The 15,531-nt window shown below is 46.2% G+C and carries 14 protein-coding genes; 7 read left to right on the top strand and 7 right to left on the bottom strand.

The window, feature by feature from the left end:
* Positions 1–51 precede the first annotated feature (51 nt).
* Together JGK16_RS27375 and JGK16_RS27370 are read left to right on the top strand one after the other, a co-directional pair.
* Positions 52–726, top strand: coding sequence for a hypothetical protein (locus tag JGK16_RS27375; protein WP_293185982.1), 675 nt, complete (start codon positions 52–54; stop codon positions 724–726).
* 322 nt (positions 727–1,048) lie between these two features.
* Complete coding sequence (locus JGK16_RS27370; RefSeq protein ID WP_293185981.1) at positions 1,049–1,759, top strand: hypothetical protein; 711 nt, start codon at positions 1,049–1,051, stop codon at positions 1,757–1,759.
* Between the two features lie 290 nt (positions 1,760–2,049).
* On the opposite strand, the gene JGK16_RS27365 is transcribed toward JGK16_RS27370, so the two are convergent.
* Together JGK16_RS27365 and JGK16_RS27360 are read right to left on the bottom strand one after the other, a co-directional pair.
* Positions 2,050–2,721, bottom strand: a complete 672-nt coding sequence (locus JGK16_RS27365) for a Uma2 family endonuclease (RefSeq protein WP_293185980.1) — start codon at positions 2,719–2,721, stop codon at positions 2,050–2,052.
* 238 nt (positions 2,722–2,959) lie between these two features.
* Entirely contained in the window at positions 2,960–3,526 is a 567-nt protein-coding gene (locus JGK16_RS27360) for a type II toxin-antitoxin system Phd/YefM family antitoxin (RefSeq protein WP_293193291.1), read from the bottom strand.
* A 90-nt stretch (positions 3,527–3,616) separates the two neighbouring features.
* Here JGK16_RS27360 and metH point away from each other — a divergent pair, with 90 nt between their 5' ends.
* Positions 3,617–7,231, top strand: coding sequence for a methionine synthase (gene metH, locus JGK16_RS27355; RefSeq protein WP_293193292.1), 3,615 nt, complete (start codon positions 3,617–3,619; stop codon positions 7,229–7,231).
* 330 nt (positions 7,232–7,561) lie between these two features.
* On the opposite strand, the gene JGK16_RS27350 is transcribed toward metH, so the two are convergent.
* Both JGK16_RS27350 and JGK16_RS27345 read right to left on the bottom strand, forming a co-directional pair.
* The gene (locus tag JGK16_RS27350; RefSeq protein ID WP_293185976.1) at positions 7,562–8,185 is read right to left on the bottom strand and encodes a hypothetical protein; all 624 of its coding nucleotides are present in this window, start codon (positions 8,183–8,185) and stop codon (positions 7,562–7,564) included.
* Positions 8,186–8,438: 253 nt separating this feature from the next.
* Positions 8,439–8,765, bottom strand: a complete 327-nt coding sequence (locus tag JGK16_RS27345; RefSeq protein ID WP_172184303.1) for a YbjQ family protein — start codon at positions 8,763–8,765, stop codon at positions 8,439–8,441.
* A gap of 150 nt (positions 8,766–8,915) precedes the next feature.
* Between JGK16_RS27345 and JGK16_RS27340 the strand changes: the two genes are divergently transcribed.
* Together JGK16_RS27340 and JGK16_RS27335 are read left to right on the top strand one after the other, a co-directional pair.
* On the top strand, positions 8,916–10,016 hold the full coding sequence (locus JGK16_RS27340; protein ID WP_293193293.1) for a tetratricopeptide repeat protein: 1,101 nt from the start codon (positions 8,916–8,918) through the stop codon (positions 10,014–10,016).
* A gap of 30 nt (positions 10,017–10,046) precedes the next feature.
* Positions 10,047–10,208: a hypothetical protein gene (locus tag JGK16_RS27335; RefSeq protein WP_293193294.1), complete on the top strand. Its 162-nt coding sequence runs from the start codon at positions 10,047–10,049 to the stop codon at positions 10,206–10,208.
* 146 nt (positions 10,209–10,354) lie between these two features.
* Here the strand turns inward: JGK16_RS27335 and JGK16_RS27330 are convergent, their stop codons facing one another.
* The 3 genes from JGK16_RS27330 to JGK16_RS27320 all read right to left on the bottom strand — a co-directional run bounded on the left by JGK16_RS27330 (position 10,355) and on the right by JGK16_RS27320 (position 11,812).
* Positions 10,355–10,828 carry a transposase gene (locus JGK16_RS27330; RefSeq protein ID WP_293193297.1) on the bottom strand — a complete coding sequence of 158 codons (474 nt, stop codon included), beginning with the start codon at positions 10,826–10,828 and terminating at the stop codon, positions 10,355–10,357.
* Positions 10,713–11,567, bottom strand: coding sequence for an RNA-guided endonuclease TnpB family protein (locus JGK16_RS27325; RefSeq protein WP_293193295.1), 855 nt, complete (start codon positions 11,565–11,567; stop codon positions 10,713–10,715). The genes JGK16_RS27330 and JGK16_RS27325 overlap by 116 nt, the downstream gene beginning before the upstream one ends.
* 101 nt (positions 11,568–11,668) lie before the next feature.
* A complete protein-coding gene (locus tag JGK16_RS27320; protein WP_293203526.1) occupies positions 11,669–11,812 on the bottom strand; it encodes a hypothetical protein in 144 nt (47 codons plus the stop codon).
* A gap of 142 nt (positions 11,813–11,954) precedes the next feature.
* Between JGK16_RS27320 and hflX the strand changes: the two genes are divergently transcribed.
* The gene (hflX, locus tag JGK16_RS27315) at positions 11,955–13,601 is read left to right on the top strand and encodes a GTPase HflX (RefSeq protein ID WP_363319279.1); all 1,647 of its coding nucleotides are present in this window, start codon (positions 11,955–11,957) and stop codon (positions 13,599–13,601) included.
* Positions 13,602–14,741: 1,140 nt separating this feature from the next.
* On the top strand, positions 14,742–15,344 hold the full coding sequence (locus tag JGK16_RS27310; protein ID WP_293185837.1) for a PEP-CTERM sorting domain-containing protein: 603 nt from the start codon (positions 14,742–14,744) through the stop codon (positions 15,342–15,344).
* The last annotated feature ends 187 nt before the right edge of the window (positions 15,345–15,531 follow it).

Here is a 15,531-nt window from a genome sequence, read left to right as displayed (position 1 = left end):
GTGTACGCCATAAATACAGGAATCAATCTAAAATCTAACATCTAAAATCGAATGACTCGGATAATTTGCCTTGCTAATTCCTGGAAACGAGGTGACAGGTGCATCGCTGGAATTAATGAAATTAATGGTAACTGGGTACGTCCAATTTCCGACTTACCAGACGGCCAGATTCCTAAAGAAATACGGCAGATAAATAGACTGGAACCGGCATTATTAGATGTTATAGACATTCCTTTGGCAAATACGGGGCCGGATTTTGGTTTTGAGTGTGAAAATCTGTCTATTATTCCGGGAAAATGGCAGCACGTCGGGAAGGTTTCTTCTGCATATTTACTGAAATATTTCCGCGATCGGGCATATATTTTGCATAATGATTTGCGATTTGTGACAGTAGATTATATGCAGTCTTTGCCAAGGGAAGAGCGCATTACTTTACAATTAATAAAAGCAGTAAAATTTACCGTAAGAATGGTCGGCAAAAGATTTGAAAGTGGGAATAAATGGGAAGGATCTATTGTAACTGCATACAATCAAAAATTGACGGCAACAATTACCGATCCGGTGTTTACTAGAAGGTTGGATTTGGGTTATCGCCCGGAAAAAGCTTGTTTGCTAACCATCAGTTTAAGTATGCCTTGGCGGCCTGATGATTGGGAAGGAGACGATCCTTGTTGGAAGTTGATTGCGGGTGTGATTGAGTTGGAGGAAGATATTATTTATTATTGATTAGCAATACTTCGGACAGTTTTAGATCTTTAAGTCTCGCCCGCTCGTTTCAAAAAATCATTAAAAATGCCAGGGCTTACTCGCGATACGCTTACAGAGTCGTTAAAAAACTGTCCGAAGTATTGGATTAGCTGGTGTTTTGATTGAAATGGCGATCGATTATTGATTTTTGATTAATTTTAGCAACAACTCTTGACATCGCATACATTTGAAATTATGGTAGGGCGATCGGCGCGCACCATAGGTTTAGAGATTTTGTTCGAGATTTAACATTCTTCGTGCTATAATTCTGCGGGACTGTAGCAGAAAGGGGTGCTTTTTCATGAAAGCAGAATTTTATTATGACTGTCACAGATATATTTGCAGCTTAGTTCAAGTTGATTTTGTCAAAGAATTAAAAATTAAAAATCATCAAGGTTTTGTGTTGGCTGTTAAGCAAGGAGAAAAGATTGGACTTTTGGGGAAAAGTCGCCATAATGCTAAACAAGTTGATGTGTCTAAGCCGCATTTTTATAATGTAATTAAAGCAGCAATGAGCGCTTTGGAATTAGAAACTAGAAATGAAGTCATATTAGAGAGAAATCGAACTATTGCTGATGGGGAAGAAATGATTCAGCAGCAAAACCGAGAAATTCGCGTTTTGAATGAACAGCTTAGAATTCAATCGACTCAGATTGAGCATTTGTCAAGGGAAAACCAGCAGTTATCGGTGCAGCTAGTAGAGAAGGAAATTAGAGAAACTCAAATTAGTCAAGAAATTGAGGAAGATTTAGCGGCGGAAATTGACGATTGGGTTGGAGAATCTGAAATTAGTGAAGAAATCGATGAATTGCCGATTTTAGATTCTGGATTTGGATTGGAGTTAATCGAACATCAGCAGGATTTGCAGGATGTTGAGAAAGCTGAAGAAATCAGCGGAGGCGAGGTTGAAGTTTTGGATTTAGAAATTGTAGAACAAGTGGATGTTCCAGCCGACAATGAAATTAAGCACCTGGCTAAAAGAGGTTCACAGAGAAAGATGCGAAAGAAATAATCAAAAAATTTAATATTTTTTAAGACTCACAGGTTTGTAGTGAGGACTTCAGTCCTTCTTAAAGGTTCGTAGTGAGGACTTCAGTCCTTGGATTGGATGCGGACTGAAGTCCTGGCTACGAACCAATTATAGGGTGCATCGGGTTTTTCAAGAGGGCGAAGCATGACCGTATATGAGTTATTAGTTATAATCTCATATTGACTGCGGTCATGCTTCGCCCCTACAATCATATTTACCAAACTCAGATCCACCCCAATTATATTTTATTATGGGTTGGAATTTTACATTTATTATAGGTTGGAATTTTGCAAAATTTCTCTAATTCTTGTCCGAAATAGACGCACGGCCGATCTTTGTCCGATCGCCCTGCTTTGTTCGATAAATCCTGGTATTTCTGCGATCGGCAAAAATGGAAAAGCTACACTTTGACCAACACTCTCGTATTTGTCATCGACAAGTTGATAAACTTCTAGAGTTTGGCGGCGGTATCTCCAAATTTCTGGAACGCCCAAAGCTGCATAAATTGCGAATTTGTTTAGAGAAGAATTGGTGTAATCCGACTCGACAGCCAAATCCGGCGGCGGATCGGTTTCCAAGTCAATATCTCTGCTTCTTACTAAAGCTTCATTCTGGATGTAGAAACAGGTATCTGGTTCGATCGCGCGACTTAAATCTTCTCGTTTAAGCAGCAGAGATCGGAGTTTCATTACCTCAATTTCTAGCTCATCTGCTAGGGCTTCAATAAAACTTTCTAACATCCCTGTAGGCATTTCATGTTCTTGGTAGGGCATTCTGATTTCTAATACTCCATTGTCATAGGCAATTCTCCACGCACGATCGTCTCCAACATCAGCAAGCAACGCTTGAAAAGTTTGCCAGCTAACGCCTTTCAAAACAACTTTTGACTCTCGGATAATTTGCTCTTGTACGGGAGGAGACGGGGTTATTGTTTGCGGATTCATATTGCGAGTCCTCTGTATTGGTTTTGCGATCGAAGGTGAACAAACTTATAGCAGTTATAAACAGCCGTGTTAGGAAAGAAGTGTTGTTTAGTATTTTGTCCGGTGCGTCGCTATGAGATTGTCGATCTGATGCGAGGTATTTCAATGGCGACACACCCTACTAATAGTCAGGTGCGTCGCTATGAGATTGTCGATCTGATGCGAGGTATTTCAATGGCGACACACCCTACTAATAGTATTATGATAGCATTTTTAGTCGGGATTTCTCGGCGATTAGGTACTCCGGTACCCAAAAACGATCGATCGACATGAGAATAGCTACAGACATGAAAATATCAATATTTTCTCCCATTTCCTCAGTGGGCAATAAGCCAAATAATTCGTCGAATTCCTTGACATCTGCTAAAATATTATCAAAGTCTTCTACAAGTTCGTCCGGGTAAATGCAGTGGATTCCTCTCTCATCTTCATAATATGCTTCTTCGTCAGGAAAGAATTGTGAGGGTTTGAGTTCTTCCATGAGATAATCTATCTTGTGAAACTCTGCTTCGGGAACGATCGCAGCTAGATCCTTCCCTGCTTGCTGTAAAATAAAACGATCGCCCTTTTGCATCACTCGTTTCACGATCTCGATCGCATTTTCGCAAAATTCCTCAACAGTTAAGCGAAAAAACCCCTCAGAGTCGATCGCCAGTTTAGCCCCCACAGCCGCGCCCACAGCAGAATTTTGACAATTATCCAGGGCGATCGGTAAGATCGTAGGTGCGATCGAACTACCGTCAGCAGCATTAAATCCTTCAGTCATCAGTCGTTCCCCAACATACGCATAATTGTTGACAATATTGCACAATAGATAAAATTGTAAATATATAGCACCTACGTCTTTTTACCGCTGATGAATAGCAAATTTCTCGATCGACTCCACCACCCCTCGCGCCCAGTCATCGTCTTCGACGGCGCCATGGGAACCAACCTGCAAGTCCAAAACCTCACCGCAGAAGACTTCGGCGGTAAAGAATACGAAGGCTGTAACGAATATCTCGTGCACACCAAGCCGGAAGCCGTCGCCATCGTGCACCGAGGATTCCTCGAAGCAGGCGCCGATGTCATCGAAACAGACACCTTCGGCGCTGCTTCCATCGTGCTCGCGGAGTACGATTTAGCAGACAAAGCCTATTATCTCAACAAAACGGCGGCTGAACTCGCCAAGAATATCGCAGCAGAATTTGACACGCCCGAAAAACCGAGATTTGTCGCAGGATCGATCGGCCCGGGTACCAAATTGCCAACCTTAGGACACATCGATTTTGACACGCTAACCGCCGCTTTTACCGAACAAGCCGAAGGACTTTATGACGGCGGCGTTGACTTATTTATAGTCGAAACTTGTCAAGACGTGCTGCAAATTAAATCAGCATTAAATGCCATTGAAGAAGTATTTAAGAAAAAAGGTGCGCGGATTCCGCTGATGGTATCAGTCACAATGGAAGCCACCGGCACAATGTTAGTCGGTTCCGACATCAGCGCCGCTTTAGCTATTTTGCAGCCGTATCCCATAGATATTTTAGGATTAAACTGTGCCACCGGGCCCGATCGCATGGCGGAACACGTCAAATATCTATCCGAACATTCGCCCTTCGTGGTTTCCTGCGTACCAAACGCTGGTTTACCCGAAAACATTGGCGGCCACGCACACTACAAACTGACGCCGATTGAATTAAAAATGGCCTTGATGCGCTTCGTCGAAGACTTAGGCGTGCAAGTCATTGGCGGCTGCTGCGGTACTCGCTACGATCACATCCGCGAACTGTCAGAAATTGGCACAACTCTTAAACCCAAAATTCGCGAAATTACTTGGGAACCAGCCGCTGCTTCAATTTATAGCGCCCAACCCTACGAACAAGAAAATTCCTTCTTAATTGTCGGGGAAAAACTCAACGCTAGCGGTTCCAAAAAATGCCGCGATTTGCTAAACGCCGAAGACTGGGACGGTTTAGTAGCAATGGCTAGAGAACAAGTGCGAGAAGGCGCGCACGTTCTCGATGTCAACGTCGATTATGTCGGGCGCGACGGCGTGCGCGATATGAAAGAATTAGTATCCCGGGTTGTGACTAATGCAACTCTGCCTTTAATGCTGGATTCCACCGAGTGGGAAAAGATGGAAGCTGGCTTGAAAGTTGCGGGCGGCAAATGTTTGCTGAATTCTACTAACTATGAAGACGGAGAACCGCGTTTTTATCAAGTTTTGGAGTTGGCTAAAAAGTACGGCGCAGGGATTGTGATCGGAACGATTGATGAAGATGGGATGGCGCGCACTGCTGACCAAAAATTTGCGATCGCCCAACGCGCCTATAACGCCGCCGTCGCCTATGGAATTCCCGCCTCAGAACTCTTTTTTGACACCCTGGCTTTGCCGATTTCTACCGGGATTGAAGAAGACCGAAAAAACGGCAAAGCTACCATCGAATCTATCCGCCGCATCCGCCAAGAATTGCCGGGATGTCACGTGATTTTGGGAGTTTCTAACATTTCCTTCGGCTTGAATCCGGCGGCGCGCCAAGTTCTCAATTCCATGTTTTTGCACGAAGCGATGCAGGCGGGGATGGATTCGGCGATTATCAGCGCTAACAAGATTTTGCCGATCGCCAAAATCGACCCCAAACACCAGGAAATCTGCCGCAAACTGATCTACGACGAACGGGAGTTCGACGGCGATATTTGCATTTACGACCCCTTGGGCGACCTAACAACGGTGTTTGCGGGCAAAACTACCAAGCGCGATCGTACCCAAGACGAAAACCTCCCCGTCGAAGAACGATTGAAGCGCCACATCATCGATGGCGAACGCATCGGCCTCGACATCCAACTCGCCAAAGCATTAGAAACCTATCCGCCCCTGCAAATTATCAATACCTTCTTGTTAGATGGGATGAAAGTAGTCGGAGAATTGTTCGGTTCGGGACAAATGCAGCTACCATTTGTATTGCAATCAGCCGAAACCATGAAAGCGGCAGTTGCTTATTTAGAACCGTACATGGAAAAGTCCGAATCCGGGGACAATGCTAAAGGCACATTTATCATTGCGACTGTCAAAGGCGACGTTCATGACATTGGCAAAAACTTGGTTGATATTATCCTATCAAACAACGGCTATCGAGTGATTAACTTGGGAATTAAACAGCCAGTTGATAATATCATCGAAGCCTACGAAAAGCACAAAGCCGATTGTATTGCCATGAGTGGCTTGCTGGTAAAATCCACCGCATTTATGAAGGAAAATTTGGAGGTATTCAACCAGAGAGGCATTACCGTTCCAGTGATTTTGGGCGGTGCAGCTTTGACTCCCAAATTTGTCCATGAAGATTGCCAAAATACTTATAACGGTAAAGTTGTTTACGGCAAAGATGCGTTTTCTGACTTGAACTTTATGGAGAAACTGATGCCAGCCAAATCTGCTGGAAACTGGGAAGATTTGGCTGGATTTTTAGATGAAGTTGGGAGTGAGAATGGGGCGGTGAAAGCAGCTAAAACTTCGGCAGAAACTGCGGTTGAGGATGCGAAGAAGGCAGACACTCCGGTGATTGTTGATACCAAGCGTTCCGAAGCAGTTGATGCAAATATCGATCGCCCGAATCCTCCTTTCTGGGGTACAAAACTGTTATCGCCCGAAGAAATCCCCTTTGAAGAGCTTTTCTGGCACTTAGATTTGCAAGCCTTAGTTGCTGGACAGTGGCAATTCCGCAAGCCAAAAGACCAATCGCGGGAAGAATACGATGCTTTCTTAGCTGAGACAGTTTATCCAATCTTGGAAGAATGGAAACACAAAATTATCACCGAAAAGTTACTGCACCCGCAAGCAATTTACGGGTATTTCCCCTGTCAAGCTGAAGGAAATTCCTTGTATCTGTATGACCCAGAAATTATGAAGGGCGGGCAAGATGCCCACCCCACAGCAGAAAATAGTGGCACAGGCATCTTGCCTGTGAATGCCAATAGTGGCACAGGCATCTTGCCTGTGACAACATTGACATTTCCCCGGCAAAAATCGGCGCGCCGGCTGTGCATTGCCGACTTCTTCGCACCGAAAGAATCGGGTAAAATCGATGTATTTCCGATGCAAGTAGCGACGGTGGGAGAAGTTGCTACGGAGTACGCACAAAAGCTATTTGCTAACAATCAATACACCGATTATCTCTACTTCCACGGATTGGCGGTACAGACGGCGGAAGCAGTAGCCGAATGGACTCACGCGCGGATTCGCCGGGAATTGGGTTTTGCTAGCGAGGAACCGGATAATATTCGGGATATGCTGGCGCAGCGATATCGCGGTTCGCGCTACAGTTTCGGCTATCCTGCTTGTCCGAATATGGCGGATCAGTACAAGCAATTGGATTTGCTAAAGTGCGATCGTATAAACCTGTATATGGATGAAAGCGAACAACTTTATCCGGAACAGTCAACCACTGCAATTATCACCTATCACCCAGCCGCTAAATACTTCACAGCTTAATTTATTAGTGCGCGCGGAGTACCATTAGTGTCAACTTAACGTCAAATGTACTATCGATTTACTGTTTGACGACTAGGCCCAGATCTCCCTGGCACCCCCCTTAAAAAGGGGGGAACCGGAAGATATCAAAGTCCCCCTTTTTAAGGGGGATTTAGGGGGATCTAGACTCAGCAAAAAGCGCATTATACAAATAAAACTCGGCGGTTGAAACCGCTAGTACACAAACAAAGTCCGCCTTCGCGGACTGAAGAATACACAAATTCACCCAATAAAAAAGCACCTTGAAAAAGTGCTTTCATGAACCGGAAGTTTGATTGTCCCACCAAACTTTTACAAGTGATTCCGGGGAGTGCGGGCGCCGGCAGATGCTCCGGCCATTGAAGCAACCAAACCCAATAATGAGCCGAACAAAAATGACCAACCAGCTTTAGCGGCATTTTCAGCAATATTCCGAGCATCCTGAGCAGAAACGCTAGGCGCTTGGTTGGGTAGATTTACGCCGCCTTGTTGGGCTTGATTAATCGCTGCTCCGGCATTCGCTGCTACTACGCCAAAAGTCCCAGCTACGCCATTTGCTAACAGCCAAGAGCCAATTGTTAAGGTAGTTGCCCACAAAATTGCTCCGTTCAAAAGCGCGGTGCTGCGGTTCATCGGGCCGCAAGCGCGAGCAGTTACCCAACCGCCAACGCCCAAGCTTATTAATAAACTGATAATTGACCAAATTCCTACTCCAGTACCGACGTTGCCTGCAATACTGCGCGGAGCTCCTGAATTAGCAATGTTGCTCAACCCGATCGCAGCACCCAACGCACTTAACACCAGTTGTGTGCCGATCGCAATTACCAAACCTGAAAAAATTGGGCCCCACCGCACTAAATCGTGATATTCCATGACCGGCTTAACTAGAGTCTGCTCGGTAACAACGTTGTCTACTGGTCTATTTACGTATGCCATAGCTTTTCCTTTCCTTTGAGAGTTGGTTTTATTTTTAACAATCTTTCACCTAAGCATTGATTGTGGCTGAGATTGATAGAAACCATATCTGCCTGGGGAAATAACCAGTATCTATGTCTGAAGAAATAAACTCAAAAGTCATCAGTTTTCAGCCAGCAGCTATTAGCTAATGACTGATGACTGATGGCTGATAACCAATAACTATTTTATCCAGTTAAAAAAGTTCGCTGATGTATAGAGGAAAAGCGGCTTATTAACGCAATCTGACAGCAGTCCCAACAGCAGTAATCAACAGCAAAGCCCCCGAAGAGTCTACATTAATCGTGCCGGTGTCAACTTCCACCCCGATCACGGCATTAGCACCCAGGCGCTGGGCCCGTTTTTCCAGTTCCGCGAGGGCATCTCGCTGTCCTTTGAGAAACACTTCCTCGTAACTGCCGGTGCGCCCGCCGATGATGTCGCGAATACCCGCGAAGAAATCTCGCAGGGCGTTTGTGCCGTAGACAACCTCGGCAGTTACAATTCCCAAGTAAGATTGAATTTCTGCTCCTTGGATGATATCAGTTGTTGTTACAATCATCAGTTGGCCTCAAGTGCGAAAATTTTGAGTTGGTCGATTTCTGTAGGTTTACTACATCTCCCCGCTCAAAGATTCCAGGCAAACCCTAAGCTGTAAGCTTGTTAAGCTGACAGCAATTCGCTCTTTTAATCCACACACTCTTTGAAAAAAATGGCCGTCCACAAACAAAGTCTCTTGGTATTCAGTACACTTTTGGTAGCGGGATTCGCGATCGCAACGCCCCAGATAGCGCTCTCAGCAGACACACCAGAGGAAGTTCAACCTAAAAATAATGCAAATTTAGATAGTCTGCTGCGGCAAGGACGCGAGTTGGTAGATTTAGGAGACTACAGTAAGGCGATCGCCATTTATCAACAAGCAGCCCGTTTAGATGCGGAAAACCCGCGTATTTTTTCCGGTATTGCCTATCTACAAGCACGTCAGGGCAACTATCAAGCCTCAGTAGAATTTTACCAACAGGCGATCGGTCTGGAACCCAAAAATGCTGACTTTCAATACGCCTTAGGATATGCTATGGCGAACCTGCAAAACTATCCCGCAGCAGCAGCAGCTTACCGTCGCGCCGCTGTGCTCGATCGCAAAAATGTCAACGCCCGAATTGGACTCGGAGTGGTGCTGTTTCAGCAAAAAGATTACAGCGGTGCATTTAAAGCATACCAAGAGGCGATCGCCCTCGATCCCAAAAATTGGCAAGCTTATTCTTCATTGGGTTTAGTATTGATCCAGCAGGGAAACTTTGCCAGTGCTGTCACCGTGCTCAAACAAGCAGCCAAACTCGCTCCCAAACAAGCCAGCATTCAGTTAAAATTAGGTACTGCTTTGCTGCGTAGCGGCAACACTTCCGAAGGGCTAGCAGCTTTTGAAGAAGCGTCAAAACTAGAGCCGCGGAATCCCGAAGTACAGTTAGAAATTGGCGAACTTCTCAGAGCTCAAAACGACTTAGAAGGAGCGATTATAGCTTACAAGCGAGCGATTGACGTGCGACCGAATCTAGTGAGCGCATACGTTGCAATCGGGGAAATTCAACTAGAAAAACAAGATTTTTCAGGAGCAATTATCACTTTTCGGCGAGTGATCCAGCTCGATCCAGCCCGAGGAGAAGCTTATTACAACATGGGTCAAGCATTCAAAGCGCGCGATCGCAAATCCGACGCAATTCAAGCTTTTCAACAAGCCCTAGACACTTACCGCCAGCAAGGCAACAATGATGGCGCACAAAAAGCCGAGGCGGCGCTCAATGAACTAAAGTAATTAGTCAGTTGATAGTTGATAGTGTTTCTGATGGGTCAGAATCAACAATCCCCGATCGCGCTACACCTCAGAAACCGAGTTTCTTCAGACAATCTCGTGGGGAAGCATAAATTGTCGCAGAAACCCGATTTCTTGGATGCGCGCGATACTCAGAAACCGGGTTTCTTCGGAAAATCTCGTGAAGAGGCGTAAATTCTCAGAGCAACCCGGTTTCTTGGACGCTTGCGCGTGGAACTCAGAAACCGGGTTTCTTGGATGCGCGTAGGTTCTTTCTATTCTTCAAAGGTTAAATGCTGGATTAATTTATCGCTAGTTAAATCTGGTGAACTACCCGACGCTCACCTTGCGGTAGAGCGCGGGCTTCTCCCTTCAACGACCACAGCCTCTACAGTAGTAGACTTACGCCCATACTGCTTTGGTCTTACGTAGCCTTCAGGAGCAATAACGCTGGTTCCCAACGTCAGTACGCGCAAGCCTTCATTTTTAATGTTAATCGCGGCATTGATGTCTCTATCGTGCCTTTGCCCACAGTGAGGACAATCGAATTCACGAACTGACAGATCCATATGCGGCAGAGGCTTCAATGTATTAGAGCAAAGATGAGTGGATGCAAAGAATCGACCTATTTCTAGATAAACCTTGCCCATCATTTCAGCTTTGTACTTGAGCATGGTACAGAACATCCCCCAGCCAGCATCAGAAATTTCTTTGGCTAGGCAATGGTTTTTCACCATGTTTCTTACTGCCAGATTCTCTACTACTATGACTTGGTTTTCGTCTACTATCTTGCGCGATAGTACGCGCAAGAAAATCCTCACGAACACGTTTGATTTTCGAGTGAACCTTAGCAACTGCAAGCTTTGCTTTTCGACGATTTTTAGTCGCCTTATCCCGTTTACGAGAAAGTTTTTTTTGCTGGCGGGCTAGATTCTTTTCATGCTTCTTGGTAGCTCTAGGATGTTGATATTTCGAGCCGTTAGAAGTGACCGCAAAATCGGTTAGACCTAGATCTATTCCAATGACATCACCATCAGAATTTGAGTTCGGCTTTTCAATGCCATCTTCCACAAGGATAGAAGCAAAGTATTTACCATCAGGGTTTTTGGAAACCGTAACGGTTCTGACCTCTCCAGTAATGCTTCGATGAACAATTGCTTTTACCACATCCAGCTTGCCGGGGAATTTTATCTCAGTATTACCCAACACTTTTACATTAGCTGGGTACTGAATAGATTGTTTTCCTTGCCGTTTTTTGAATGTAGGATAGCCAGCGCGACCATCAAAAAAATTACGAAAAGCTACACCTAGATTAAGAACTGACTGCTGAAGGCATTGAGAATAACATTCAGCAAGCCATTCAAACTCGTTCTTCCATAGAGGTATACACTTTTTCATCGACATGGCTGTAACGCCTTTGCCAGTTTCTTGATAAGTTGCAGTCATCGTAGCCAAAGACTGGTTCCAAACCCAGCGCGCACATCCAAAAGCCTGAGCAAGATGAGCTTCCTGGGCTTCGGTGGGGTAGATTCGGACTTTAACAGCTTTTAGCATGATTCCTTGATTGACCTAATTAAAATAATCACAAGGAGTTTGGCAAAAAGCAATAGGTTTGCTCATTTCCTTATCCAGCCTCAAACCCCAAACGCTGCGCGTTATGTGGCTCGGCTGCAATCGTCAATTCGCTCGGCTTTCATCCCGACGTTCATCCTTGATCGGATAGAGCGCGGGGCTTCCCGCCTGTAAGCTAAAATAGGAACAAAGACAGAGCGATCGGGAGAAACAGTTATCGAAACCATCTACGGCAATCTTCAGGGTTTAAAGTCCAGCCAGCTCAAGCAACTCGAAAAGCTTTACCACCAAAGACTACCGGGCGATCGCATCACCACGGCAGAATTCGCACAGCGCGTCGCCGCCATCAGTACCGAAATCGACAAGCCAATCTGCACCTACATCAACCGTCGCGGACAAGTAATTCGCGTCGGCGTCGGTACGCCCCGCCAAACCCAGATTGCACCCCTAGAATTGCCCCGCTACGGAGGAGGTCGCCTCAGTGGCATTCGCTGCATCGCCACCCACTTGAAGCCCGAAATCCCTAGCGAAGCAGCCATCACCGCCATGGCAATTCAGCGCCTCGATGCCCTGGTTTGGCTGACTCTAAGCGGCGGAGGATTTCAGCGCCGCGGCGGCGGTGCGGCCGGTTACATCCAAGACACTTATCTGGTTCACCTGATACCCCAGGGAGACCGACCAAATTTTGAGTTCTCTGTGTTGAGCGCTAAGTTAGAACCAGCTTCAACTAAAACAGAGGAAATAGAAGAGCCTTTAATTCAAAACTCACCAATCAAAACTCAAAACTTTCCCTGGAAAATATCAGAACCACTGAGTTTGGACGACCTCGCAGACCAAGACTTTCTGGAGTTGGTGGAAGGACTCGAAGCAGATTTTCAAGCAGAATTTGTCGCCAAACAAGTAGATGCAGACCAAGACAAAGTGCTGCTGGTTGGTGTGATGACTCAGCACATGACTCTGCTGGATTTTGAGGACGGACTCGCAGAAATCACGCGGCTGGTGGAAAGCGCCGGAGGTCAGGTATTGCAAACAGTGCGTCAAAAGCGATCGAACCCCCACCCGCAGACAGTCGTCGGCGAAGGCAAAATTCAAGAAATTTCCCTCACCGCTCAAACGATTAGCGCTAACCTCGTGGTATTCGATCGCGACTTGTCCCCCGCACAAATACGCAACTTGGAAATTCAGATTGGTATTCGTGTCGTCGATCGCACTGAGGTAATTCTCGACATCTTCGCCCAAAGAGCGCGATCGAGCGAAGGTAAATTGCAAGTAGAACTCGCTCAACTACAGTACAGCCTGCCCCGCCTGACAGGTCGCGGTCAAGCAATGTCGAGACAAGGCGGCGGTATCGGTACCAGAGGCCCCGGGGAAACTAAACTCGAAACCGAACGCCGGACGATCGCCAAACGCATTTCAAGATTGCAGCAAGAAGTAAATCAACTCCTAGCCCACCGCTTCCGGCTGCGGCAGAACCGGCACCACATGGACGTACCCTCAGTCGCGATCGTCGGCTACACCAATGCAGGTAAATCGACTCTGCTCAACCTGCTCACAAATTCCGAGGTCTACGCAGCCGACCAATTATTTGCCACCCTCGACCCCACCACCCGAAAGCTGACGATTCCTGGCGCCCTCACCGGAGAACCGCTGTCGATCGTCCTCACAGATACAGTGGGCTTTATTCGCGAACTTCCCCTCTCATTGATCGACGCTTTTCGGGCTACCCTCGAAGAAGTTACAGATGCCGATGCTTTGCTGCACCTTGTCGATCTTTCGCATCCCGCGTGGCAGAGCCAAATTCGCTCCGTCATGAATATTTTGACAGATATGCCCGTAACTCCCGGGCCTGCCCTTGTAGTATTTAACAAAATCGATGCCGTAGATGGAGATACTCTTGCTCTCGCCCGAGAAGAGTTTCCTCAAGCCGTATTTATTTCGGCCGCCAAAGGTCTCGGCATGGAAAGCCTGCGCGATCGACTAGCCCAGCTCATTCAATACGCCCTCTACCCTCGGTAAATACTTAAATATTCCTTTTCAGTAGTTGACATTCGGGAATACACGTACATATACTGAGGACAGATCTCGTCGAAGCATGAGACTATAAAAGAATAGTCAGATTGTGGATTGCTAATTAGAATACAGCAGATATAGTTTGCGATCGGTTACATACTTAACTTCAGGAGGCGGCGCTCAAGGTTGATTAACAGTAAGACTTTTTCGGACATTTGCACGGACGATCGCTTACATTTGTCATAGGTCTTCGTATCATATAGAGTCAGTAACTCTAGGCTCAAGCCACTGAGCTTGTTAGAGAGATCGAGCAAGCTGTACTGACGGGCCTCAGACCTTCGAGGTCTACGTTATTTGGGTCACGACACCCTGTGGATGCGAAGCTAGTCCCTTGCTCTGTCGAAGCGTGGTTAAACAGTTCTAAAGTCACGCTTTACACTGCTGCTAGCCGGAAAAAGCCCTTATAACTTTGGCGAAGCTAACATTACCCGAAAGGGATTTGGAGACAACCATATCGACCTAGAGCGGCAACCATACCCCTCTAACCCCGCAAGGGGATTCAAGGCGGTTGAAACCGCGCCCGTCGTTTCCCTCTCAGGACTAAAGTCTCGCTCGTTTCCCACTTACCGAGCTATTTTATGAATTTACCCACTCAGATGTAGGTGAAAAACCTTGGTAGTACGCAACCGCTATATAAATAAGTTGCCTCTACAGTATCAAAGCAAATAATCAGATTGGCTAATAGCGCTAAGCGATAACCAAGCTGAACGCAAGAATATAAGTGCTTGTAGAAATTTTTACGGGCATAGGTTGATAGGCCTTGGTTGAGATCCGATCTCAACTTATGTATTTGTTAGCAAATGTTAGCAAAAAAGTATCGGTAAAAACTCTCTTTTAATAGCTGTAAGGGCTGTTAGCTCAGAGGTTGCCAGACGGTGCAAACCACCCTAGGCGACTAGGGTCAAATAAAATAAGACGACCAAAGTGTTTGGGCGATCGCCTCAAGCGCTATACTATCTTTTACAGGCGTCCGGGAGAGAAAACATCAATTTATGGTAAGAACTCTAAAATCTATGCCCGCCGTGCAGCGCTAATCTCTAGCACTACTTCTATTCTCCGATTTTACCACTGTTTAACTAAATAGTTATGTGTACGCCACTGGCAAAACTAGCAATTGGACTCTCTGCCACAATGGCAACAGGGTTCTACTATCTAGCTGCCGCCCCTCCGGCTTCAGCAGCAGTCGATGTGTGCGGGCCCGGAAACTATTCAAGTGCCTGCGTCCCTGATAATTCCCTCAGCCCTCAATCACCAACACCCGTACCAGTCGAAGTACCGACATCACCTGCACCCGTGCGAGACGCGGTACCGGAAGCGCTGGTAGATCCAGCACCGATACCGATCGTACAACCTGTAGTGCCGGAAGTGCCGGTAGTCCAATCACCAGGCCCTATAATAGTAGAGCCCGCAGTACCGGAACCACCGGTAGCCTCACCACCACCATCAACCCCGATACCGATATTACCCACGCCGGTCATACCACCGGTCATACCACCGGTATCACCATCGCCATCGCCAGTTCCGCCGATACAGGTGCCATCGCCGATATTGCCAAACTACATAAACCCCCCCGTCATTAGAAGAACAACTATCCCAGAACCCGGTACTGTGGTAGCACTCCTGCTGACAGGCGCAGGAATCATCTGTTCCACCAGAAAACGAAACAAGCAGGTCGGTCAGCAACGGTAAGCAGGCCCAAGCTGCTGCTTGTTTTCAACATCTCTCCGTTTCTTGAAGCGCGAGTGTTTTTTTGTTTTTAGGTGAAATCATAAAAAATGTATTATAAAACTTTATTAAGTTTGTAAGCAGTAGTAAGCAATAGTAGTATCATATAGTCAAAATGGTAAACTGAGAGAATTATTGCGATTGTCAAAAA

The sequence above is a fragment of the Microcoleus sp. PH2017_09_SFU_O_A genome, assembly GCF_020738625.1.
In the GTDB taxonomy this organism is placed as follows: Bacteria; Cyanobacteriota; Cyanobacteriia; order Cyanobacteriales; family Microcoleaceae; genus Microcoleus.
Note: the sequence above shows the minus strand (reverse complement) of the source record. Positions and strands in the feature narration are given on the sequence as shown.